Consider the following 20,760-nt stretch of genomic DNA (forward strand, 5'->3'; position numbering starts at 1 on the left):
TGATTGCGCCAAGCCGTTACAACCACTCGCCGAATGTACTGGTGACGTTGTCCAACCGGTACCGCCACAATTCTTGGAATACGTTTTCCCGGCGGTACGATTCGACGGTGGGGATCACAGGTATCGCGCGGGCTTCGGCGGCCACGCCACGGCTGATCGCGGCCGCGACGCGCGAGGTCGCCGCGGCCGACCGGTTCGGCACCGTGACCGCGGCGATCTACCAGATCATCGGCGCCGTCGGCGCGCTCGGTGTGGTCGCGGCGAGCAAGCTCACCTTCGACGCGTTGCTGCAACCGGAGAGCGCGCGCTTCGGGCTCACCGTTTCGTTGCTGGCGCTGGCGTTCATGACGGCGCTGACCGGCTCGGTCAGCGCCCTGCAGACCCAGCAGCACCGGCTGCTCGGCGAGCGCGTCTCGCAGCGGGTGTGGGACCGGGTGCTGGACACGACGGCACGCGCGGACCTGGTGACCTACGAGTCCGCCGGGTTCGCCACGTCTCTGGAACGCGTCCAGCAGAACGCGCTCACCCGGCCGTTCGCGGTGACCACCGCGCTGCTCGGCCTGACCGGCAGCCTGCTGGGCGTGGTCACGATGTCGGCGGTGCTGATCGGCGTCGAACCGCTGCTGGTGCCGATCCTGCTCGCCGCCGGGCTGCCCGCGGTGCTGCTCGCGCGGTGGGCCAGCCGCACCGAGTTCGCGTTCGCCCACCGGCTGACCCCGCTGTTCCGCCGCCGCAACTATCTGCGGCAGCTGCTCACCCAACGCCCGTACGCGGCGGAGTTGCGTGCGTTCCACTCGACGAAGCCGCTGCGCGAGCGCCACCGCGAGCTGAACGCCGGCATCAACGTCCAGCTGCGGCAACAGGTCCGGCGGCGGCAGCTGATCGCCGGTCTCACCACGATCGGCGTCGCGCTGTCGCTGACGGCCGCGCTGCTGGCGATCATCGGCCTGGTGCGCAGCGGCCGCATCGACCTGCCTGCCGCGGGCGCGGCCGCGATCGCCGTGCGGTTGCTGAGCAGCCAGCTCGGCACGCTGTTCACCTCGATCGGCGGGCTGCTCGAATCGGCGCCGTTCCTGGCCGACCTGGAGCGGTTCGTCGCCTCCGCCCCGCCGTCCCCCGCCGCCGGGGAGAAGCGGCCGCTGCGGCAGGGAATAGTGTTGCGGGACATCAGTTTCCGCTACCCCGAGCAGGAGCGGCCCGCGGTCGACGCGGTGGACATCGAGATCGGCGCGGGCGAGGTGGTCGCGCTGGTCGGCGAGAACGGTTCCGGCAAGACGACGCTGGCCAAGATCGTCGCCGGACTGTACGACCCGGACCTCGGCACGCGCCGCTGGGACGGCGCGGACGCCCCGCCCGCCGACATCCGCGCCTCGGTGACGGTGATCTTCCAGGACTTCGTGCGGTACCAGATGACGCTGCGCGACAACATCACGATCAGCGACGGCGACCGGCCGGGCGACGAGGAGTCGGTGCACGACGCCGCCCGGCGCGCGGGTGTCCTCGGGGTGACGCGCGAGCTGCCGCACGGCCTGGACACGATGCTCGGCCGGGACCTGGACGAGGGTTCCGACCTGTCCGGCGGGCAGTGGCAGCGGGTGGCGCTGGCGCGGGCGCTCTACCGGGACACGTCGCTGGTGGTGCTGGACGAGCCCGCCGCGGCGCTCGACCCGCGCGCGGAGCACGAGCTGTTCGCCGACGTCCGGGCGATGCTGGGCGGGCGGGCCGCGTTGCTGATCTCGCACCGCTTTTCCAGCACCCGCATGGCCGACCGGATCTACGTGCTCGACGCGGGCCGCGTGGTGGAGTGCGGCACGCACGATGAGCTGATGGCGCGCGCCGGCCAGTACGCCGAGCTGTACCGCCTCCAGTCAGCGGCCTACCGCTGACAGCAGGTCCGCGAGCACCTGGTCGCGGAAGGGCGGTCCCCACGGCACGGTCGCCTCGTACACCGGGACCTGCGCGACCAGATCGGCCAGCCCCTGGAACGCGAAGTCCATCACGGCCGGATCGCGCCAGCCGAGCACGCGCGGGAACTGGCTCATCCGCAGGAACGCCCGCGTCCCGGTGATCCGCTCGACGGAAACGTCCACAGCGGACCGGCTCGGCCGCGGGATCACGCACGCCGCCAACGGCAACGCGTCCGCGTACACCGGCGACCGCAGGGCCAGCCGCCCGTCCGCGGTGGGCCGCACGTCCGCCGCGGCGGCTCCGTCGGCGAGGCCCCGCGCCGCCATCCGCAGCCGGTTCTCCGTGCTCCCCGGGTGCACGAGCCCGCCGGGGTCCACCCGCAGCACGTCGTCGGCCACCAGGTCGCACCCGTGCCCGCACAACGCCGCGGCCAGGGTGGACTTCCCCATCCCGGACGCGCCGACGAACGCCAGCGCCCGCTCGCCTGCCCGCACCGCGCTCGCGTGAAGCACGAGGTGCGAGTTCAGCGTCAGGTGCACGGCCAGCAGCGCGCCCGTCGCGAGCACGGTCAGCAACCCGTGGTCGGCCGCCGGGTCCAGGTGGTAGGTCACCTCACGCAGCAACGGATCGCCGGCGAACTCGCACAGTCCCGGGTAGCGCAGCACCGTCCGGTCGCCGTCCGTGGCGAGCGTGTAGAACACCCGCCCGTCCGGTTTCGCCAGCTCGGCGAGGCACCGCCCGGGCAGCGCCGCGCGCGGCACCTCCCGGTCGGCGCCCCGGCGCAGCACCAGGTGCGGCTCGCCGCCGTCCCCGGCGGGCAGCGCCAGCTCGACGTCGCTCCACACGGTCAGCCCGTGCGCCCGGTACGTGAAGTCCATTGTGGTCACCCCGCCGATCCGAGTACCGCGTACCGCCCCGCCGTGGGGTCGAGCGCCCTGCCGTCGATCTCCAGCCAGGAGTGCGCGGAGAACCGGCCGTCCGCCTCGCGCCGCACACCGATCCGCAGCACCGGTTCCAGTGCCCGCAACCGGTGGCCGATCAGCAGGCACTGCCGCAGGCAAGTGTCGCCGGCAGGCCACCGCGACACCACGAAGTACGAGGCCCGGATCGGCGCCCGCGACCACCGCGGCAGCACGGGCGACTCGTCGGCGGGCGGCGCGGCGCTGGTCAGGTCGCACCGCACTCCGAGCCGTCGACAGGTTTCGCGCAGGTCGGCGCGCCGCAGGCTGAGCTCGATCCGCACCATCGCCGGGAGCGCGCGCAGCACCTCCCACGCCAGCCGCCGCCTCCTCATGTCGCCAGCCACGCCTGCTGCAGCAGCATCGCCGTGGCCGCGGGCGGCTCGTCGGCGAGCCACGCGGCCCGCAGCGCGTCCGGGTCGACCAGTGCGCCGTCGACGCCGCGGCCGTCCCAGTTCCGCGCGAACTCCCGCGACCGCGGGCCGAACCGGGACGCGTTGAACCGCGCCTTGTCCCGCCGCTGCAGAACCGCCTCCGGCAGCAGCCCGTCCGCCACCAGCCGGGTGCCCGCCGCGCGGGTCATCGGTCGCCCGGCCGCGTAGGACGCCACAAAGGACGGATCGGCGAACGGCTCGACCAGCTCGCAGTCGTACTCCGCCGCGACGTCGGCCCGCGTCCGGAAACCCACCTCGTACGCGCGCGTCGCCAACGCCGTCCGCACGCTGGTCTCCCACCGCAGCGGGCGGTCCGCGGCCTCGCGCCAGACCACGCGCCGCAGGTCCGGCCGCAGCCACGGCATCGGGACGGACCGGCGGGCCACCTCGCGGCGGGCGAACCCGGGCGCCGCGCACACCGCGAACCGCGCCCAGTCCGCCGCGGTCATCCCGCGGCCGCGACGGCGCGCCACCGCACGCAGCGTCCCGATCCGGTGCCCGCCGAGCACCTCGTCCCCGGCGTTGCCGGTCACCAGGCTGCCGCCCGGCGCGTGCGACGCAAGCAGCATCGTGTTGCCCAGCGCGGCCGGGTAGACCGGGCCGCGCGCCCACAGCACCGGCTGCACGAGCGGCCCGATCAGGTCCAGCTCCTCACCGATGTCGCGGCGCACCCAGCTGCCGACGCCGACGTGCCGGATCACCGACTCCTGCCAGGCCGACTCGTCGGCGGCCGGGTCGCCGGGGTAGCGGAAGGTGAGCGCGATCGGCGGCGCGAGCCCCTCGCGCGCGGCGAGGTCCGCGGCGACCGCCAGCAGCACCGACGAATCCCGCCCACCGGAGAAGGCGATGACGCACGGCTCGCGCAGCAACGCGGGTCGCAGCGCGTTCCGCAGCGCGAGCACCGGATCCGCGGGCTCGCCGAGCGGGAACGGCGCGGCTCCCAGCGGGCGTCCCACGGCGACGTCCAGTGTGGACAGCCGCGGCGGCGCCTCAGTGGAGGAGCTCGGCATCGCGGAGCCTGCCGAGGAACGCCTCGATGTCGCGGCGCGCGGTGTCCGCGTCGATCTCGTACTCGCTGGTGATCGCGCCGACCAGGTCGTCGAGCGAGCGGTCCTCGGCGAGCAGCTCGAACAGCCGCGTGCCGACACCGGTGATGGTGAAGTACTTCGAGGTCGACAGGCTGAGCACGATCGTCTCGTCACCGATGGTGCGAGCCGAGATGTCGGATGCCCGTACGCGCATGGCGGCCCTCCCGGAGCTGGCGGCTTCACCTGCCAGTCGCCGATGATCATTCCCCTGTTACGGCGAAACGAACCCCGCGGCGGGACCGACTCCCAACGGTGACCACCGCCGTGCTGCCCACGCGAACCGCCCTGCCCGACGCCCTGCGGCGCCCGCTGCTGGCGCTCGCGATCCCGGCGGCGGTGATCGTCGCGGTGCTGGCCGTCCGCGTCGCGGGCGCCGGCTCGGCGAGCGCTCTCGACCGCTGGATCCTGGACGCGTCGGGCGGCGCGATCCCGTACCCGTCGGCGCAGCGGGTGACCGCCAAGGGCCTTGACTTCGCGGGCGAACCGGCGGGCGCGGGCCTGCTGGTGGCCGCGCTGGTCGTGTTGTGCCTGGTGCTCGGGCACCGGCGCACCGCGCTGCTCGCCGTGCTCGGGCCCGGTCTGTCGGTGGCCGTCACGACGCTGCTGAAACCCGTGGTGGGGCGGACGATCAACGGCCCGCACCTGTCGTTCCCCAGCGGACACACCGCGATCGTGACGGCGATGGTCCTGGTGTTCGCGTTCGTCCTGGCCGACCGGCTGCGGCTGCGCCCACCTGCGGCCACGGCGGTCGTGCTCTACGCCGCGGTCACCGCGGGCGCCGCCGAGGCGTGGGCGCAGTTCGGCATGGTCGTGCACTACCCGACGGACACGCTCGGCGGCTTCTGCGTCGCGCTCGTCGTCGTGCCCGTGACGGCCTGGCTGCTCGACCGCGTCAGGCGTAGGGCCGGAACACCGGCTTGACCGACCGGCCGCCGATCCACGGCGTCGGGTCCTCGACGTCCAGCGCCTTCCGGTACACCGCGCAGGCCTGGGCGACCACGTCCACCGTCCGGTCGATGTCGGCCTCGGTCAGCGCGCTGCTCACCACGAACGACGGCCCGAGCACGCCGCCGGCGACCAGCTGGCGCAGGAACAGCGTCCGGTACGGCTGGGACGGCCGCAGCTGCTCGTCGAGCGTGCCGAACACCAGGTTGCTCGCCCGGCCGCGCACCACGACGTGCTCGCCGACGCCCATCGCCGCCGCCACGTCCCGGACACCGGACGCCAGCCGCTCGCCGAGGGCGTGCAGCCGGGCCGAGATGCCCTCCTCGACGTAGGTGTCCATCACGGCCATGGCGGCGGCCAGCGAGTGCGTCTCCGCGCCGTGCGTGGTGGACAGCAGGAACACCCGCTCCCGGGAGTGCCGGAGCCCGCCCAGCTCCATCAGCTCCCGCTTGCCCGCCAGCGCGGACACCGCGAAGCCGTTGCCGAGGGCCTTGCCGAACGTCGACAGGTCCGGCGTCACCCCGTAGTAGCCCTGCGCGCCCGCCTCCGACCAGCGGAAACCGGTGATCATCTCGTCGAAGACCAGCACCACGCCGTACCGGTCGGCCAGCGCGCGCATCCCCTCCAGGTACCCCGGCGGCGGCTCGACGCCGGTCGCGGCCTCCATGATCAGGCAGGCGACGTCGTGGTTCCGCAGGATCTCCTCGGTCGCGGCCAGGTCGCCGTACGGGAAGCGCACGGTCAGTCCGGTGATCTGCGGCGGGATCCCGGCCGGCATGCCGGTGGTGCCGATGAACCAGTCGTCGGTGGAGAAGAACGGGTGGTCGGCGCAGATCGCGACCACCGGGCGCCCGGTCGCCGCACGCGCGAGCCGCACCGCGGCGGTGGTGACGTCCGAGCCGTTCTTGGCGAACTTGACCATCTCCGCGGTCGGCACGGTCGCCAGGAACTTCTCCGCCGCGGCCAGCTCGACGATGGACGGCCGCACGAAGTTGCTGCCGCGGTCCAACTCGCGCCGCGCGGCCTCGACCACCCGCGGGTGCGCGTGCCCGAGGCTCACCGCGCGCAGGCCGGAGCCGTACTCGATGTAGGAGTTGCCGTCGATGTCCCACACGTGCGCGCCGCGGCCGTGTGAAATCACCGGCGCCAGCCCCTCGGGGTACTGGTCCTCGCCCTTGGCGTAGGTGTGCGCGCCGCCGGGGACGATCTGGTGCAGACGCTCGTTGACCTCGGTGGACCGGGGCAGGATCTGCGCGTCCATGACTGTCACCTCAGGGTTCTCAGGACTTCGGCGAGCGAGGGCGCGCTTCGGTCGCGGTCGGAGGTCAGGGTCACCGGCAGCGGCCACGGGATGGCCAGGTCGGGGTCGTCGAAGGCGATGGTGACGTCCTCGGACGGGTCGTGCGGCCGGTCGATGCGGTAGGAGACGTCGGCGGGCTCGGTGAGCGCCTGGAAGCCGTGCGCGCAGCCGGCGGGCACGTACACGGTGACCTGGGTGTCCCCGGAGAGCCGGAAGTATTCGGTGTTGCGGAAGGTCGGCGAGTCCGGCCGCAGGTCGACCACGACGTCGAACACCTCGCCGTAGGAGCAGCGGACCAGTTTGGACTCGCCGGCGCCGGAGCGCAGGTGCATGCCGCGGACCACGCCCTTGACCGACCGGGACAGGCTGTCCTGCGCGAAGCCGTCCGGGTCGATGCCGACGGACGCGACGACCTCGCGGTCGAACGTGCGCGAGAAGAACCCGCGCGCGTCCACGTGCGGTGTCGGTTCGAACAACCAGGCCCCGGCGATGCCGGGTACCGGAACGGCCTTCACGTCCGGCTCCCTTCGACGACGGATTCGGACATGATGGCGAACTGGCGCTCCAGCCGCTCGCTCATCACACGATTGCGTTCCTTGAGGACCGCGGTCAGCTCCTCGCGCCGGTCCTCCAGTTCGCGGAACTGCGCCACGAGCCGGTCGAAGTCGGGCTCCCGCGCGGACTGGCAGAACTCGCCGAGGCCCATCGCGGACATCAGCACGTCGTTCTTGCGCGCGTAGCCCAGCGAGATCGTCGGCTTCGCGGTCTTCAGCGCGCACAACACGTTGTGGTAGCGGGTGGCAACGACGACTTCGACCTCGGCCATCCGGCGCATGAGGTCCTGCAGCGAGGTCAGCGGTTCGGCGGTGATGTCCGCGCCCGGCACCGTGGCGATGATCTCCGCGGGCACCTCGTCGTCGGCGACGTCGCCGGTGAACAGCCGGATCGGACGGCCCTCGTCGGCCAGCAGGCGCACGAACCGCTTCACCGTGGACAGGTACGCGCGGTTGATGTCGTCCGCGCGGGCCCGGTCGTCGTTGCCGCCGTGGAAGGCCATCACCCCGACCCCGACGGCCCCGGTGGAGGGCCGCGGTTCCGGATCGGCCAGCCCGAACGCGAGGTCGGGGAAGACGGCGTCCGCGCTCACATCGACACCCATGCGCGCCATGGCCTGGCGCGAGTGCTCGTCCCGGTAGGAGCGGTAGTGCGCCAGCCGCGCGGCGCGTGTGATGACCCACCGGGTGGCGCGTTTGCGCACCACGTCGGCGCCGACGCTGACGAGAGCGACCCTGGTGCCGGTGAGCCGCGCGGTGGNGNCGAGCCAGAACAGCGAGTACGGCAACGCCCACGGCCGCAGCGGCAGCGTCGCCTCCAGCACGCCCATCCCGGGCACGATCACCACGTCGTAGTTGCGCACCCAGGCCCAGGTCCGGAACGGGTCCAGCAGCTTGCCCAGCACCTTCAGCCCCGCGGCCCGCAGCCCCGTCGCGTCACCCGCGTGCGGCTCGTACCACTGCAGGTGCGTCGCCGGCGCGCCGTACCGCGCGGTGAGCTGCTCGGGGCCCATCGCCAGGAAACCCAGTTCCGCGTCGGGATATCGCTCTCGCACATAAGTCATTACGGCGTCGAGCGATCCGTCGTTGCCCAGGTTGCCCGAACCGAGGATGCCGAAGAACCCGATACGCGTCACGAAAGCAGACCCACCTTCCGCAGCGGCTTGCCGCCAATCCATTCCCCGAGCACGCCGTAGCAGCGCAGCCGCTCGCTCGACGACAGCGGCGCGCGCCGGATCGCGGTGACGTACCCGGCCAGGTATTCGGCGAACAACCGCGCCTTCGACTGCCCCGTCCGGCGCGGGTCGAGGTTCGCGCAGACCTTCTGCACCGAGCCCAGGTTGTCGCCGCGGCCGGGGTGCTCGCGGCGGAAGAACATGACCTCCGGGACCTGCACGAACGTGCCGTACAGGGCGAGTTCGCCGACCAGCTTCCGGCCGGCGTTGTGGTAGCTGTCGTGCGGGGCGATCCGCCGCATCACCGAGGTGCGGATCACGCCGTAGAAGTCGTCGCCGCCCTCGGTGAACATCAGGCTGCGGAACCGGACCGCCGCGTCCGGCGAATCGGTGGCCAGGCCGTAGTCGTAGTTCTCGATGACCTCGCCCCGCTCGTCCACGATCGCCATGTACGAGTGCGCGAGCGCCGCTTCCGGGTGCCGGTCGAGCGCCTGGACGCACTTCGCCAGCAGCTCCGGCGCGAACAGGTCGTCGTGCGCCGCCCACTTGAAGAACTCGCCCCGCGCCGCCTGCACCACGAAGTTGTGGTTGGGCGCGGCGCCGATGTTGCGCGGCTGCCGCAGGTAGCGGATGCGCTCGTCCTTCGCGGCGTACTTCTCGCAGATCTCCTGGGTGCCGTCGGTGGAGGCGTTGTCGGAGATGATCAGCTCGAAGTCGGCGAAGGTCTGGGCGAGCAGGTTGTCGATGGCTTCGGCGACGTAGTTCTCCCCGTTGTAGACGGGCAGGCCGATGCTCAGCCTCGGTGCGGTCGTCATGGGGTCCTCGCTTCCTCGGGAACGTGCTCGCGGATTGCGACGTGCAACTGGCTCCACCACACGAACGCACCGGCGAAGGTGGCGCACGCGACACCCCAGCCGGACCCGACGGCGCCGCCGATCGCCGCACCGGACAGGCCGCCGATCACGTAGAGCGCGGACGCGACGAGCTGGCACCGCATGCTGCGCTTGGCCGCGCCGAGCGCCCGCAGGCCGGTCGCGGCGCCGGTGATGAAGCTCGCGTTAACGACGGACAGGGTGGCCGGGATGATCATCGCCTCGGCGGTGTGCCAGACGTCGCCGAGCACGAGTTCACCGAGACGGTCGTTCAGCACGAGCAGCAGCGCGCCGCCCCACAGCAGCGCGGCGAGCGCCTGGCCCCCGCCCAGGACCAGGCAGAACGTCCTCAGCCGCCGCACGTTGCGGCGCACCACCCTGGCCGCCTCGGGCACCGCGACGAACGCCAGGCCCATCAGCACCGCGAGGAACGGGCCGAGCAGCAGCTCGCCACCGCGCACCGTGCCGACCGCCGCCACCCCGGCGATCGCGCCGAGGCCGTACATCCGGATTTGCGAGCCACCGCTGTTGCTGACGTTCTCCACCAGGTAGCGCGGGCCCAGGTCACGCTGGTCGTGCAGCCACGACCGCACCCCGTCGAGCCTCGGCCGCAGACCCGTCTGCAGGTAGCCGTACCCGGCGGCGACCGCGGCCGCGCCACCCCAGGCCAGCAGGAACGCGACGACGCTGCCGTGCAGGTCGGCCAGCACCATCGCGGGGATCATCGCGACGCCCCACAGCGCGTCGTTGACGAACGCCTTCTGCCCCTCGCCGGAGGCGAAGAACGCGAACCGCCAGCTGTCCTGCAGCAGCAGCGCCGGGAGGATGACGCCGAGCGCGACGAACGCGGGCCCGAGGCTCCCACCCACCACGATCCCGAACACCACGCTCAGCAGGCCCGCCAGCGCGCCCACAGCCAGCGCGGTCGCCGACGACCGGGCCACCGCCGCCCGCCACACCCCGGTGCCGACGCCGCTGAAGCGCACCATCAGCGGATCGGTCGCCAGGCCACGCGAGATGTTGATCAGAACGCCGTAGGTGACCCAGGCGAGGCTGAAGATGCCGAACGCCGTGACGCCCAGCTCGCGCGCGACGTAGATACCGACCGCGAAGTTCGTCAGGCTCGACACGGCCTGGTCGCCGAGGCCCCAGGACAGCCGCCCGGCCATCGCGCGCAGCCCGGAAGGCTTCGCGCCGGATTTGCGGTGGCGGCCGGTGGTCGTCATGCGATCACCCCGCCACCAAACCGGCGTCACGGAGGGCGTCGGCCGCCGCGGCGACCGCGTCGAACTCCAGGCCTGACCGGCGGGTGATGTCGAGCAGGTCGTGGTCGCCGTCGGAGAGGTTCAGCACCCACAGCATCGCCATCTGGGCCTGCTTGGCGTCACTGCGGCCGCCGAGCGAGTCGTAGAGCCCGCGTTTGCCCAGCTGCGGCTCGCCGTACGGGCTCAGGTTCGTGTAGCGGCGGTTGCGGTCCAGCACGGCGAACGCCTCGCGCAGCACGGCGAGCGTGTCCTCCATCGCCGCGGGTGACACGAAGTCCGGGTTGTCCGCCGAGGTGTGGTACTCCGGGTAGCCGGCGTACGGGGTCCGGGTGAGCGAGCCGACGCCGAGGTTGAACCCGGGCGAGCAGAACTGCCGCTCGTCGTAGCCGTACGGCGAGAAGTCCAAGATCCGGTGTGGACGGTCGCGCAGCACGTGCGCCAGCACGCGGTCGATCTCCGCGTCGCCCCGGCGGCTGCGCTTGTACGTCAGGTCGCCCCGGTCGCCCGCGCAGGCGAGCACGACCCCGTGCTTGACCCGGTCGACGTCGTTGCGCGCCAGCCAGGTGATCGCGCCGATCGTGCCCGGCATGAACAGGAACCGGTAGGTGTACCAGGGGTTCACCAGCGACTTGGCGAGCGCGACCGCGACCGCGACGCCGGCCAGGTTGTCGTTGGCCAGCGACGGGTGGCAGATGTGGCAGGACACGATCACCTCGTCGGCGACCTGCCCCGGCACCACGTGCTCGCCGTAGCTGAGGTGCCCGTCGGCCAGCGTGGAGTCGATCCGGACCTCGTAGTCGCCCTCCGGGAGGGCGTCCAGCGTCTCCTGCGCGAGACAGAAACCCCAGGCCGGCGAGTAGTAGCTGGTGCGGTACGGGACCCAGGACGGGCGATCCGGCAGCGTGTGCAGGTGCGGCCGCAGCTCCGCCAGGCTCATCGTCGCCGAGACCGGCACGCTGTAGCCGACCACGTGCAGGTTCGACTCGGCGAAGTCGACCACGCGCTTGCCGTCGGCGTCGGCGATCCAGGCGTCCCGGATGTTCCACTCCTGCGGCACGGTCCAGTCGAAGACCTGCGTGCCGGTGGGCACCTCGTGCCGGTCCAGCGGGATGTGCTCGCCGATGATGTCCAGCGTGGCGCGGACGCCGTCGCCCGTGATGCTGCGGCAGAGCGGGTACAACCGCTCCACCAGCGCGTGCATCCAGGCCCCGTCACGCATCACACGAACCGCAGGGTGTCGTCGACGGCGCCGTCCTCGCGGTGCTGCTTGAGCCGCGCGAGCCGGGTGAAGCTCTGCTCGAACGAGCGGTGGGTGAGCCCGTGCCGCTGGTAGGCCTCGACCAGCTCGACCGCGCCGGCCTTGACCGACCACTCGCAGGTGAAGCCGGGGACCGCCGCACGGAAGCGGGAGAAGTCGACCCGGTAGGAGCGCGGGTCGGCGCCGGCCTCGCCGGTGATCCGCAGCCGCGAGCCGGGCACAGCCTCGACGACCTGCTCGGCGATCTCCGCGACGGTCACGTTGTTCCGCTCGGTGCCGATGTTGAAGGCCTTGTCGTGCACGGCTTCCCGGGGCGCGACGAGCGCGGCGGCGAAGGCCCGCGCGATGTCCTTCGCGTGCACCAGGGGCCGCCACGGCGTGCCGTCGGAGAGGACCAGCACCTCACCGGACAGGCACGCGTGCCCGACCAGGTTGTTCAGCACGATGTCCGCCCGCAGCCGCGGGGAGAAGCCGAACGCGGTGGCGTTGCGCAAGAACACCGGGGAGAAGTCGTCGTCGGCCAGCTCGTGCAGGTCGTCCTCGACCAGCACCTTCGACTCCGCGTACGGCGTCACCGGCCGCAGCGGCGCGTCCTCGTTGACCAGGTCCGCGCCGCCGGAGGCGCCGTACACCGAACAGGTCGACGCGTACAGGAAGCGGGACACCCCGGCGTCCTTCGCGAGCCGCGCCAGCCGGACGGCCGCCTTGTGGTTGATCTCGTAGGTCAGCTCGGGGGCGAGCGCGCCCAGCGGGTCGTTGGACAGCGCCGCCAGGTGGATCACGGCGTCCACACCGGACACCTGCGCGGGAGTGACGTCCCGCAGGTCCACCCGGTGCCCCGGCGGGTCCTGCGGCTTCGGGCCGAGCACGCACTCGTCGAACAGACCGGAGTCGAGCCCAGTCACCTCGTGACCCGCGGCGGTGAGCACCGGCGCCATCACCGTGCCCAGATACCCCTTGTGCCCGGTCAGCAGCACACGCATGACTCAACCCTCCACCCGGAGACACAGCTTCCTGACGTGGAAGGCCTCCGCGTACCGCGCCTGGCATTCGATCCCCCGAATGCGGGCCAGCCCGAGGAACGCCTCCCGGTCGTACCAAGGACGATGTCGCTGCGAGGCGTAGTGCTGTTGCAGCAATTCCACTTTTTTCTCGGCGAGTTCATCACGCAGCGGGACGTAGGCCGACGGCGTGGTCAGGTCGCCGTCCCACTTGACGATCTCGTAGCCGAGGGTGAGGTGACCGCGGAACGCGGTGGTCACGAGCTCGGCCAGGCCGCGGTGGTCCTGGTGCGCGTCGTCGGTGCGCGGCGCGAGGATCAGGTGCGGATCGGTGCGCGCCCGCAGCTCCTCCAGCGCGTTCTTGGCCTCGTCCCAGTGCGCTGGCAGCCGCCCGTCCGGCATCTTCAGCACGGTCACGTCGAGGTCCGCGCCGGGGCAGAACGCCGCGAGCGCGGCCCGTTCCTCGTCCTCGCGCTCGGTGCCGCCGCCGGAGAGCACCAGCGCGTCCACCCGCAAGCCGGGGCGGCTCAGCGTGAGCAGCGTGCCGCCCGCGCCGATCGCGATGTCGTCGCAGTGGGCGCCGAGCACCACGATCCGCTCGAGCCGTTCCGGAACCAGTCCGATCACGCCGGCACTCGGTCCTTCTCCCACAGCGCCCACGGGCGCACCCCGCGCGTGTAGGCCTCGTCCAGCGCGTAGCGCTCCTTCACGGTGTCCGTCGGCTTCCAGAAGCCGCGGTACGGGTAGGCCAGCAGGCGGCCGCGCTTGGCCAGTTCGGCGCACCCGTCGGCGACCAGGTCGCCGTTCTCCGGGATGTGGTCGAACACCTCCTGGCGCAGCACGAAGTACCCGCCGTTCTCCCACAGCGGCATCTCGCTCACCGCGGTGATCGAACCGACCAGGCCGCCCTCGTCCATCTCCACGCAGTGGAACGACGACTGCGGCGGCACGACCATCATCGACGCGCCGGCCTCGGACTTCGCGAACCGCTCGATCATCGACGGCAGCGGCGCGTCGGTGAGCACGTCGGCGTAGTTGGCGAGGAACATCTCGTCACCGCCAAGGTGCTCCCGCACGCGGCGCAGCCGTTCCCCGATCGGCGACTCGATCCCGGTCTGCACGAACGAGATCGTCCAGTCGGCGATGTCGGTGGAAAGCAGTTCCGCCTTACCGCCGCGCAGCACGAAGTCGTTGGACGTGGTCTCCTCGTAGTTGAGGAAGAAGTCCTTGATGTGGTGGGCGCCGTAGCCGAGGCACAGGATGAACTCGGTGTGCCCGAAGTGCGCGTAGTAGCGCATGACGTGCCAGATCAGGGGCCGGGGACCGACCATGGCCATGGGCTTGGGCACGTCGGAAGCGGTGCCGTTGCGCATCCGCATCCCGTACCCGCCGCAGAACAGGACGACCTTCACGTTGGGTTCACCTCGACGATTTCCAGGCGGGGGATGGGGAAGACGAGCTTGCCGCCCCACTCCCCGACGTAGGACAGCTGCTGGGTCAGTTCGTCCCGCAGGTTCCACGGCAGGACCAGTACGTAGTCGGGCCGGTCCGCGGCGATGCGCTCCGGCGGCAGGATCGGGATTCGCGTGCCCGGCGTGAACCGGCCGTGCTTGTACGGGTTGCGGTCGACCGTGTAGGCGAGCAGGTCCGGCCGGATGCCGCAGTGGTTGAGCAGCGTGTTGCCCTTGCCCGGCGCGCCGTAGCCGACCACGGTCAGGCCGTCGTCGGCGGCGTCGACGAGGAAGCGCAGCAGGTCGCGGCGCACCTTGGCGACCCGGGCGGCGAACTCGGTGTAGCCGGAGAGCTCGTGCAGACCGGCGGCCTTCTCCCTGGCCAGCACGTCGACCATGCGCTGGCTCGGCTCACCCGCGGCCTCCGACGGCCGGGCCCACAGCCGGATCGAGCCGCCGTGCGTCGGCAGCAGCTCGACGTCCACAAGGGACAGTCCGCCGGAGGCGAGCGCCCGCTGCGCCGAAGCCACCGTGTAGTACTGGAAGTGCTCGTGGTAGATCGTGTCGTACTGGGTCTTCTCGATGAGCGTCAGCAGGTGCTGCACCTCGATCGACACCCAGCCGTCGTCGGCGACCAGCGCCCGCAGGCCCTTGGTGAAGCCGATGACGTCCGGGATGTGCGCGTAGACGTTGTTCGCCACCACCAGGTTCGCCGGCCCGTGCTCGGCCCGCACCGCCGCGCCGGTCTCCGGCCCGAGGAATGCGGTCAGCGTCGGCACGCCCGCGTCCCTGGCGGCCTGGCCGACGTTCACCGACGGCTCCACCCCGAGGCAGCGGATGCCCTGTGCCACAACGTGTTTGAGCAGATACCCGTCGTTGCTGGCGACCTCGACGACGAACGAGCCGCCGTCCAGGCCCAGCCGGTCCACCGCGCCCGCGACGAACCTGCCCGCGTGGTCCACCCAGGATTCCGAATACGACGAGAAATACGCGTATTCAGTGAATGTTTCCTCCGGCGTGATCAACGGCGGGATCTGCGCGAGCCAGCAATCCGTGCACACCCGCAGGTGCAACGGAAAGGTATTTTCCGACTCGTCGAGTTGCACTTCGGTCAGGAACAGCTCGCACGGCGGAGTCGCACCGAGATCGACGACACTCGCCAGCCGGGTCGAGCCACAGAGTCGGCAGGTGGTCATGCCCCCTGATTCGGGAGACGAGAAGGACCTGTTACAAACACCGCGGCCGGTTCGTCCCACCGTCTTCGAAATGAGACCCTACTTGCGGATCTCCAGCGTGCAGCACTTCGGGCCGCCGCCCGCCTTGCGCAATTCGGAGATGTCGACGAGCACCGGTTCGTAGCCGCGCACCACGAGCCGCTCGGCGAGGTCCGTCGCCTCCAGCGGCAGCACGACGTTGCGCCCGTCGGAGACGCCGTTGAGGCCGAAGCACTCCGCGTCCGCCGCGGTGGCGAGCACGGCGTCCGGGAACAGGCGCGCCAGGACGCGGCGCGAGCCTGCCGAGAACGCCTCCGGGTAGTAGGCGATGTGCGCCGGCGTGGTGTCGGTCGCCTCACTGAGCACGAACAACGCGGTGTCGAGGTGGTAGTAGCGCGGGTCGGTCAGCCGCAGCGACAGCACCGGCACGCCGAGCACCTCCTGCGCTTCGGCGTGCGCGGCGGGATCGGTGCGGAACCCGGTGCCGGCGAGCAGCATCCGCCCGGTCCACGCGAAGTCGCCCTCGGCCTCGTTGACGTAGGACGGCATGACGACCTCGCGGTAGCCGTGCTCGGTGAACCAGCGGCGGAAGTGCTCGGCCTCGGCGGCGCGCTGCGGGGCGCGGAAGCGGGCGCCGAGCACCCGGCCGTCGATCACGGTCCCGGAGTTGGCGGCGAAGACCATGTCCGGCAGCCCCGGCTGCGGCTCGATCTCCTCCACCGTGTGCCCCAGACGGCGATACGTGTCCCGCAGCTCGCGCCACTGCGTCATCGCCCGCTCGGCGCTGACCGGTTGCGTCGGGTCCATCCAGGGGTTGATCGCGTAGTCGACGGCGAAGAACCGGGGCGGGCACATGAGGTACCGCCGGGTGGTCGGAACCCGAGTCGTCATGACCTCACGTTATGTCTCGATTCAGGGACAATCAATCGCTGTTTCTTGCTCATCCACCTGCTAAACATTGCGTGTGAACTCGCTCGACCAGCAGATCGTTTCGTGCCTCGTGACGAACGCACGCGCCAGCTACGCCGAGATCGGGAAGGTCGTCGGGCTGTCCGCGCCCGCGGTCAAGCGTCGCGTCGACCGGTTGCTGGAAACCGGGGTGTTGCGCGGCTTCACCGCGGTGGTCGACCCGGAGGCGCTGGGCCGGGGCACCGAGGCGTTCGTCGAGGTGCACTGCCGCGGCAACATCTCCCCGGCCCGCATCCGCGCGCGGCTGGAACCGCTGCCCGAGGTCGTCGCCGCGTACACGGTCACCGGCGCGGCGGACGCCATCGTGCACCTGCGCGCCGCCGACATCCACCAGCTCGAAACCGCGCTGGAGCGGCTGCGCGGGCTGGAGATCGTCGACCGCACGGTGTCCACGGTCGTGCTGTCCCGGCTCCTTGAGCGCCCGCCCAACCCCGCGACATGATGGCGGGCATGACCGAACGCATCGTGACCGAGCGGCGCGGCAGGGTCGCGGTGATCACCGTCGACGCCCCGCAGCGGCGGAACTCGCTGACCCTGGCGCTTTCCACCGACCTCGCCGCGGCCGTGGCCGAGGCCGAGCAGGACCAGGGCGTGCACGCGCTGGTCGTCACCGGCACTCCGCCGGCGTTCTGCGCCGGAGCCGACCTGACGACGCTGGGCAGCGCGCAGGAGGAGGGTCTGCGCGCGGTGTACGAGGGCTTCCTCTCGGTAGCGCGGTCGCCACTGCCGACGATCGCGGCGGTCGGCGGCGCAGCCGTCGGTGCCGGGCTGAACCTCGCGCTGGCCGCGGACGTCCGCCTCGCCGGCCCGCGCGCGAAGTTCATCCCGCGGTTCCTCGAACTCGGCCTGCACCCCGGCGGCGGTTTCACCTGGATGTTGCAGCGCGCGGTGGGTATCCAGCGGGCACGGGCGATGACCTTGTTCGGCCAGTCCCTCGACGCCGCGGCGGCGGAGGCGGCCGGGCTGGTGTTGCGCACCGTGGACGGCGACCACGACGACCTGCTGGAGGCGGCACTGGAACTGGCGGAACCGGCGGCGAACGCACCTCGCGAGATCGTGCTGGCGACCAAGCTCTCGATGCGGCAAACCTCGACCATGGCCGAGCATTCCCGAGCAGTGGACACCGAGATCGAGCCGCAGCTGAAGTCGCTGAATTCCCCCGACTTCGCAGAACGGCTCGCGTCGATGCAGGCCACGATCACCACGCGGAAGTAGACGCTACCGTAAGTTACAGGTAACCGGTATCACACCGCCGATTCTCGTCACAGAACAACAAGTAAGGTGGAGGTATCGGCGGAAGTGTGCCCACCGGCCACGTGTCGACGAGGACGCAGCCTGTCGGGAGAGAGGGATTCTCTGACCCATGAGCACGAGCACGAACGGCAACGGTGTGCTGTCGGCGAGCCGGCCCACTGAAGTCGCCAAGCTGGACCGCGTGGTCATCCGGTTCGCGGGTGACTCCGGCGACGGTATGCAGCTCACCGGCGACCGCTTCACCTCGGAGGCCGCGGCCTTCGGCAACGACCTGGCCACCCTGCCGAACTTCCCCGCCGAGATCCGGGCGCCACAGGGCACGATCCCGGGCGTCTCGTCGTTCCAGGTGCACTTCGCCGACTACGACATCCTGACCCCCGGCGACCGCCCCGACGTCCTCGTCGTGATGAACCCCGCCGCGTTGAAGGCGAACCTGCGTGACGTTCCCAACGGCGGCACGATCATTGTCAACACCGACGAGTTCACCAAGCGCAACCTGACCAAGGTCGGCTACGACGCGGATCCGCTGGAGGACGACACGCTGTCGGCGTTCCAGGTGCACCGGGTCGCCATGTCGACCCTGACCCAGGGCGCGCTGGAGGGCACCGGGCTGGGCAAGAAGGACGCCGAGCGGTGCAAGAACATGTTCGCGCTCGGGCTGCTGTCGTGGATGTACCACCGGCCGACCGAGGGCACCGAGGCGTTCCTGCGGGAGAAGTTCGCCAAGAAGCCGGACATCGCCGAGGCCAACATCCTGGCCTTCCGCGCGGGCTGGAACTACGGCGAGACCACCGAGTCGTTCGCCACCACCTACGAGGTGGCGCCGGCGAAGCTGGACAAGGGCACCTACCGGCAGATCACCGGCAACACGGCGCTGGCCTACGGCATCGTGGCCGCCGGGCAGCGCGCCGGGCTGCCGGTCCTGCTGGGCACGTACCCGATCACGCCGGCCTCGGACATCCTGCACGAGCTGTCCCGGCACAAGAACTTCGGCGTGATCACCTTCCAGGCCGAGGACGAGATCGCCGGCATCGGCGCCGCGCTGGGCGCCTCCTATGGCGGTGCGCTCGGTGTGACCTCGACCTCCGGGCCGGGTGTGGCGCTGAAGTCGGAGACCATCGGCCTCGGCGTGATGCTGGAGCTGCCGCTGGTCGTGATCGACGTGCAGCGCGGTGGCCCCTCGACGGGTCTGCCGACCAAGACCGAGCAGGCGGACCTGCTGCAGGCGATGTTCGGCCGCAACAGCGAGTCGCCGCTGCCGGTCATCGCGCCGCAGTCCCCCGGCGACTGCTTCGCGGCGGCCATCGAGGCGGTGCGGATCGCGTTGAAGTACCGGACGCCGGTGATGATCCTGTCCGACGGCGCGAACGCCAACGGCTCGGAGCCGTGGCTGATCCCGAACGTCGAGGACCTGCCTGATCTGTCGGTGGAGTTCGCGTCGGAGCCGAACGCGGCCGACGGGTCCGGCGAGTTCTGGCCGTACGTGCGCGACCCGGAGACGCTGGCCCGCGCGTGGGCCGTGCCCGGCACGCCCGGTCTGGAGCACCGCATCGGTGGTCTGGAGAAGCAGGACGGCAAGGGCAACATCTCCTACGACCCGGACAACCACGATCACATGGTCCGGCTGCGGCAGGCCAAGATCGACGGCGTGGACGTGCCGGACCTGGAGGTCGACGACCCGTCCGGCGAGGCGCGGGTGCTGGCGCTGGGCTGGGGGTCGACGTTCGGCCCGATCGGCGCCGCCGCCCGCCGCGTGCGCAAGCAGGGCATGCCGATCGCGCAGGCGCACCTGCGGCACCTCAACCCGTTCCCGAAGAACCTGGGCGAGGTACTGGCCCGCTACGACNNNGTNGTGGTGCCNGAGATGAACCTNGGNCAGCTCGCCCTGCTGCTGCGCGCCAAGTACCTCGTGGACGTGCACTCCTACACGAAGGTCGCCGGCCTGCCGTTCAAGGCCGAGGAACTCCAGCACGTCTTCACCGACATCATCGAAGGAGCGCTGACCCGATGACCGCCACCGACTTGGGCCTGCCCACCCTGGGCGGTCTGGACCTGGTGCCGACCACGGACGAGACCCAGAAGGCGAAGGACTTCAAGTCCGACCAGGAAGTGCGCTGGTGCCCGGGCTGCGGGGACTACGTCGTGCTCAACACGGTGCAGTCGTTCCTGCCCACGCTCGGGTTGAAGCGCGAGAACATCGTGTTCGTCTCCGGCATCGGCTGCTCGTCGCGGTTCCCGTACTACCTCAACACCTACGGGATGCACTCGATCCACGGCCGCGCGCCCGCGATCGCGACCGGACTGGCGACCACGCGGCCGGACCTGTCGGTGTGGGTGGTCACCGGTGACGGCGACGCCCTGTCCATCGGCGGCAACCATCTGATCCACGCGCTGCGCCGCAACGTCAACATCAAGATCCTGCTGTTCAACAACCGGATCTACGGCCTGACGAAGGGCCAGTACTCGCCGACGTCCGACCCGGGCACGATCACCAAGTCCACCCCGATGGGCTCGGTGGACACGCCGTTCAACCCGATCTCGCTGGCCCTGGGCGCGGAGGCCACGTTCGTCGGCCGGGCGCTGGATTCCGACAAGAAGGGCCTGACCGAGGTGCTCACCGCGGCGGCCCAGCACCGCGGCTCGGCGCTGGTGGAGATCTACCAGAACTGCCCGATCTTCAACGACGGCGCGTTCGACGTCCTCAAGGACAAGGACGAAGCCGCGCACCGGATCATCCCGCTGCGCGCGGGCGAGCCGATCCGCTTCGGCCCGGAAGCCGAGTACGGCGTGGTGCCGAACCGCTGGGGCGGCTTCGAGATCGCCAAGGTGGCGGAGGTCGGCGAATCCGAGCTGATCGTCCACGACCCGGCGATCACCGACACCGCGTACGCCTTCGGGTTGTCCCGCATCGGCGACCAGCACCTCAACCACACGCCGACGGGCATCTTCCGCCAGGTCTCCCGCCCCACCTACGACGACCAGGCCCGCGCCCAGGTCGAGCAGGCCCGCTCCGCCAAGCCGGCCGACCTGCAGGCGCTGCTCACCGGCAAGGACACCTGGACGGTCGACTGATCGCACGAAGAAGCCCCGCACGAATCGTTCGTGCGGGGCTT

Annotated in this window: 21 protein-coding genes; 6 read left to right on the forward strand and 15 right to left on the reverse strand. The window is 71.2% G+C overall.

What is annotated here, in order from left to right; translation table 11 throughout:
• Nucleotides 1-107: 107 nt before the first annotated feature.
• The gene (locus AMYTH_RS0125965) at nucleotides 108-1,886 is read left to right on the forward strand and encodes an ABC transporter ATP-binding protein (RefSeq protein WP_027932722.1); all 1,779 of its coding nucleotides are present in this window, start codon (nucleotides 108-110) and stop codon (nucleotides 1,884-1,886) included.
• Here the strand turns inward: AMYTH_RS0125965 and AMYTH_RS45730 are convergent.
• Genes AMYTH_RS45730 through AMYTH_RS0125990 form a run of 4 tightly spaced genes read right to left on the reverse strand, consistent with a single transcriptional unit; the run spans nucleotide 1,869 to nucleotide 4,543 of the window.
• Nucleotides 1,869-2,786 carry a phosphoenolpyruvate carboxykinase (ATP) gene (locus AMYTH_RS45730; protein WP_037322686.1) on the reverse strand — a complete coding sequence of 306 codons (918 nt, stop codon included), beginning with the start codon at nucleotides 2,784-2,786 and terminating at the stop codon, nucleotides 1,869-1,871. The genes AMYTH_RS0125965 and AMYTH_RS45730 overlap by 18 nt on opposite strands.
• A gap of 5 nt (nucleotides 2,787-2,791) precedes the next feature.
• Complete coding sequence (locus AMYTH_RS0125980) at nucleotides 2,792-3,202, reverse strand: lasso peptide biosynthesis B2 protein (RefSeq protein WP_228684963.1); 411 nt, start codon at nucleotides 3,200-3,202, stop codon at nucleotides 2,792-2,794.
• Nucleotides 3,199-4,311, reverse strand: coding sequence for an asparagine synthase-related protein (locus AMYTH_RS0125985; RefSeq protein WP_051362818.1), 1,113 nt, complete (start codon nucleotides 4,309-4,311; stop codon nucleotides 3,199-3,201). Before AMYTH_RS0125985 ends, AMYTH_RS0125980 begins: the two co-directional genes overlap by 4 nt.
• Complete coding sequence (locus AMYTH_RS0125990; RefSeq protein WP_017986476.1) at nucleotides 4,292-4,543, reverse strand: PqqD family protein; 252 nt, start codon at nucleotides 4,541-4,543, stop codon at nucleotides 4,292-4,294. The genes AMYTH_RS0125985 and AMYTH_RS0125990 overlap by 20 nt, the downstream gene beginning before the upstream one ends.
• A 98-nt stretch (nucleotides 4,544-4,641) precedes the next feature.
• On the opposite strand from AMYTH_RS0125990, the gene AMYTH_RS0125995 reads away from it, so the two are divergent.
• A complete protein-coding gene (locus tag AMYTH_RS0125995) occupies nucleotides 4,642-5,310 on the forward strand; it encodes a phosphatase PAP2 family protein (protein WP_027932726.1) in 669 nt (222 codons plus the stop codon).
• Here the strand turns inward: AMYTH_RS0125995 and AMYTH_RS0126000 are convergent.
• The 11 genes from AMYTH_RS0126000 to ddaH form a co-directional block, all read right to left on the reverse strand.
• Complete coding sequence (locus AMYTH_RS0126000) at nucleotides 5,282-6,595, reverse strand: glutamate-1-semialdehyde 2,1-aminomutase (RefSeq protein ID WP_027932727.1); 1,314 nt, start codon at nucleotides 6,593-6,595, stop codon at nucleotides 5,282-5,284. The genes AMYTH_RS0125995 and AMYTH_RS0126000 overlap by 29 nt on opposite strands.
• Nucleotides 6,596-6,600: 5 nt before the next feature.
• On the reverse strand, nucleotides 6,601-7,149 hold the full coding sequence (locus tag AMYTH_RS0126005) for a dTDP-4-dehydrorhamnose 3,5-epimerase family protein (RefSeq protein WP_027932728.1): 549 nt from the start codon (nucleotides 7,147-7,149) through the stop codon (nucleotides 6,601-6,603).
• A complete protein-coding gene (locus AMYTH_RS0126010) occupies nucleotides 7,146-8,366 on the reverse strand; it encodes a polysaccharide pyruvyl transferase family protein (RefSeq protein ID WP_051362819.1) in 1,221 nt (406 codons plus the stop codon). The genes AMYTH_RS0126005 and AMYTH_RS0126010 overlap by 4 nt, the downstream gene beginning before the upstream one ends.
• The gene (locus AMYTH_RS0126015; RefSeq protein ID WP_027932730.1) at nucleotides 8,321-9,178 is read right to left on the reverse strand and encodes a glycosyltransferase family 2 protein; all 858 of its coding nucleotides are present in this window, start codon (nucleotides 9,176-9,178) and stop codon (nucleotides 8,321-8,323) included. The genes AMYTH_RS0126010 and AMYTH_RS0126015 overlap by 46 nt, the downstream gene beginning before the upstream one ends.
• Complete coding sequence (locus AMYTH_RS0126020; protein ID WP_027932731.1) at nucleotides 9,175-10,461, reverse strand: MATE family efflux transporter; 1,287 nt, start codon at nucleotides 10,459-10,461, stop codon at nucleotides 9,175-9,177. Before AMYTH_RS0126020 ends, AMYTH_RS0126015 begins: the two co-directional genes overlap by 4 nt.
• 4 nt (nucleotides 10,462-10,465) lie before the next feature.
• A complete protein-coding gene (locus AMYTH_RS0126025; protein WP_027932732.1) occupies nucleotides 10,466-11,719 on the reverse strand; it encodes a DUF4910 domain-containing protein in 1,254 nt (417 codons plus the stop codon).
• Entirely contained in the window at nucleotides 11,719-12,741 is a 1,023-nt protein-coding gene (locus AMYTH_RS0126030; protein WP_027932733.1) for an NAD-dependent epimerase/dehydratase family protein, read from the reverse strand. The genes AMYTH_RS0126025 and AMYTH_RS0126030 overlap by 1 nt, the downstream gene beginning before the upstream one ends.
• Before the next feature lie 3 nt (nucleotides 12,742-12,744).
• Nucleotides 12,745-13,386, reverse strand: a complete 642-nt coding sequence (locus AMYTH_RS0126035) for a PIG-L deacetylase family protein (RefSeq protein WP_027932734.1) — start codon at nucleotides 13,384-13,386, stop codon at nucleotides 12,745-12,747.
• Nucleotides 13,383-14,171: a sugar phosphate nucleotidyltransferase gene (locus AMYTH_RS0126040; protein ID WP_027932735.1), complete on the reverse strand. Its 789-nt coding sequence runs from the start codon at nucleotides 14,169-14,171 to the stop codon at nucleotides 13,383-13,385. Before AMYTH_RS0126040 ends, AMYTH_RS0126035 begins: the two co-directional genes overlap by 4 nt.
• Nucleotides 14,168-15,406 (reverse strand): class I SAM-dependent methyltransferase, encoded by a 1,239-nt coding sequence (locus AMYTH_RS0126045; protein WP_027932736.1) that lies wholly within the window; start codon nucleotides 15,404-15,406, stop codon nucleotides 14,168-14,170. Before AMYTH_RS0126045 ends, AMYTH_RS0126040 begins: the two co-directional genes overlap by 4 nt.
• Before the next feature lie 78 nt (nucleotides 15,407-15,484).
• The gene (gene ddaH / locus AMYTH_RS0126050) at nucleotides 15,485-16,315 is read right to left on the reverse strand and encodes a dimethylargininase (RefSeq protein ID WP_228684965.1); all 831 of its coding nucleotides are present in this window, start codon (nucleotides 16,313-16,315) and stop codon (nucleotides 15,485-15,487) included.
• A gap of 73 nt (nucleotides 16,316-16,388) precedes the next feature.
• Here ddaH and AMYTH_RS0126055 point away from each other — a divergent pair, with 73 nt between their 5' ends.
• The 4 genes from AMYTH_RS0126055 (at nucleotide 16,389) to AMYTH_RS0126070 (ending at nucleotide 20,719) form a co-directional block, all read left to right on the forward strand.
• Entirely contained in the window at nucleotides 16,389-16,835 is a 447-nt protein-coding gene (locus AMYTH_RS0126055; RefSeq protein ID WP_020417436.1) for an Lrp/AsnC family transcriptional regulator, read from the forward strand.
• A gap of 8 nt (nucleotides 16,836-16,843) precedes the next feature.
• Entirely contained in the window at nucleotides 16,844-17,608 is a 765-nt protein-coding gene (locus tag AMYTH_RS0126060; RefSeq protein WP_027932738.1) for an enoyl-CoA hydratase, read from the forward strand.
• A gap of 148 nt (nucleotides 17,609-17,756) precedes the next feature.
• Nucleotides 17,757-19,658: a 2-oxoacid:acceptor oxidoreductase subunit alpha gene (locus tag AMYTH_RS0126065; RefSeq protein ID WP_027932739.1), complete on the forward strand. Its 1,902-nt coding sequence runs from the start codon at nucleotides 17,757-17,759 to the stop codon at nucleotides 19,656-19,658.
• Nucleotides 19,655-20,719 carry a 2-oxoacid:ferredoxin oxidoreductase subunit beta gene (locus AMYTH_RS0126070; RefSeq protein ID WP_027932740.1) on the forward strand — a complete coding sequence of 355 codons (1,065 nt, stop codon included), beginning with the start codon at nucleotides 19,655-19,657 and terminating at the stop codon, nucleotides 20,717-20,719. The genes AMYTH_RS0126065 and AMYTH_RS0126070 overlap by 4 nt, the downstream gene beginning before the upstream one ends.
• Nucleotides 20,720-20,760 lie beyond the last annotated feature (41 nt).

This window comes from Amycolatopsis thermoflava N1165, from assembly GCF_000473265.1.
Classification (GTDB): domain Bacteria; phylum Actinomycetota; class Actinomycetes; order Mycobacteriales; family Pseudonocardiaceae; genus Amycolatopsis_E; species Amycolatopsis_E thermoflava.

Bases quoted from the DNA above. Each gene is read 5' to 3' on its own strand.
- AMYTH_RS0126020 (WP_027932731.1), bottom strand. From the start codon at position 10,461: ATGACGACCACCGGCCGCCACCGCAAATCCGGCGCGAAGCCTTCCGGG.
- AMYTH_RS0126045 (WP_027932736.1), bottom strand. From the start codon at position 15,406: ATGACCACCTGCCGACTCTGTGGCTCGACCCGGCTGGCGAGTGTCGTC.
- AMYTH_RS0126025 (WP_027932732.1), bottom strand. From the start codon at position 11,719: ATGCGTGACGGGGCCTGGATGCACGCGCTGGTGGAGCGGTTGTACCCG.
- AMYTH_RS0126000 (WP_027932727.1), bottom strand. From the start codon at position 6,595: ATGGACGCGCAGATCCTGCCCCGGTCCACCGAGGTCAACGAGCGTCTG.
- AMYTH_RS0126070 (WP_027932740.1), top strand. From the start codon at position 19,655: ATGACCGCCACCGACTTGGGCCTGCCCACCCTGGGCGGTCTGGACCTG.
- AMYTH_RS0125990 (WP_017986476.1), bottom strand. From the start codon at position 4,543: ATGCGCGTACGGGCATCCGACATCTCGGCTCGCACCATCGGTGACGAG.
- AMYTH_RS0125980 (WP_228684963.1), bottom strand. From the start codon at position 3,202: ATGAGGAGGCGGCGGCTGGCGTGGGAGGTGCTGCGCGCGCTCCCGGCG.
- AMYTH_RS0125985 (WP_051362818.1), bottom strand. From the start codon at position 4,311: ATGCCGAGCTCCTCCACTGAGGCGCCGCCGCGGCTGTCCACACTGGAC.
- AMYTH_RS0126030 (WP_027932733.1), bottom strand. From the start codon at position 12,741: ATGCGTGTGCTGCTGACCGGGCACAAGGGGTATCTGGGCACGGTGATG.
- AMYTH_RS0126060 (WP_027932738.1), top strand. From the start codon at position 16,844: ATGACCGAACGCATCGTGACCGAGCGGCGCGGCAGGGTCGCGGTGATC.
- AMYTH_RS0126015 (WP_027932730.1), bottom strand. From the start codon at position 9,178: ATGACGACCGCACCGAGGCTGAGCATCGGCCTGCCCGTCTACAACGGG.
- AMYTH_RS45730 (WP_037322686.1), bottom strand. From the start codon at position 2,786: ATGGACTTCACGTACCGGGCGCACGGGCTGACCGTGTGGAGCGACGTC.
- ddaH (WP_228684965.1), bottom strand. From the start codon at position 16,315: ATGACGACTCGGGTTCCGACCACCCGGCGGTACCTCATGTGCCCGCCC.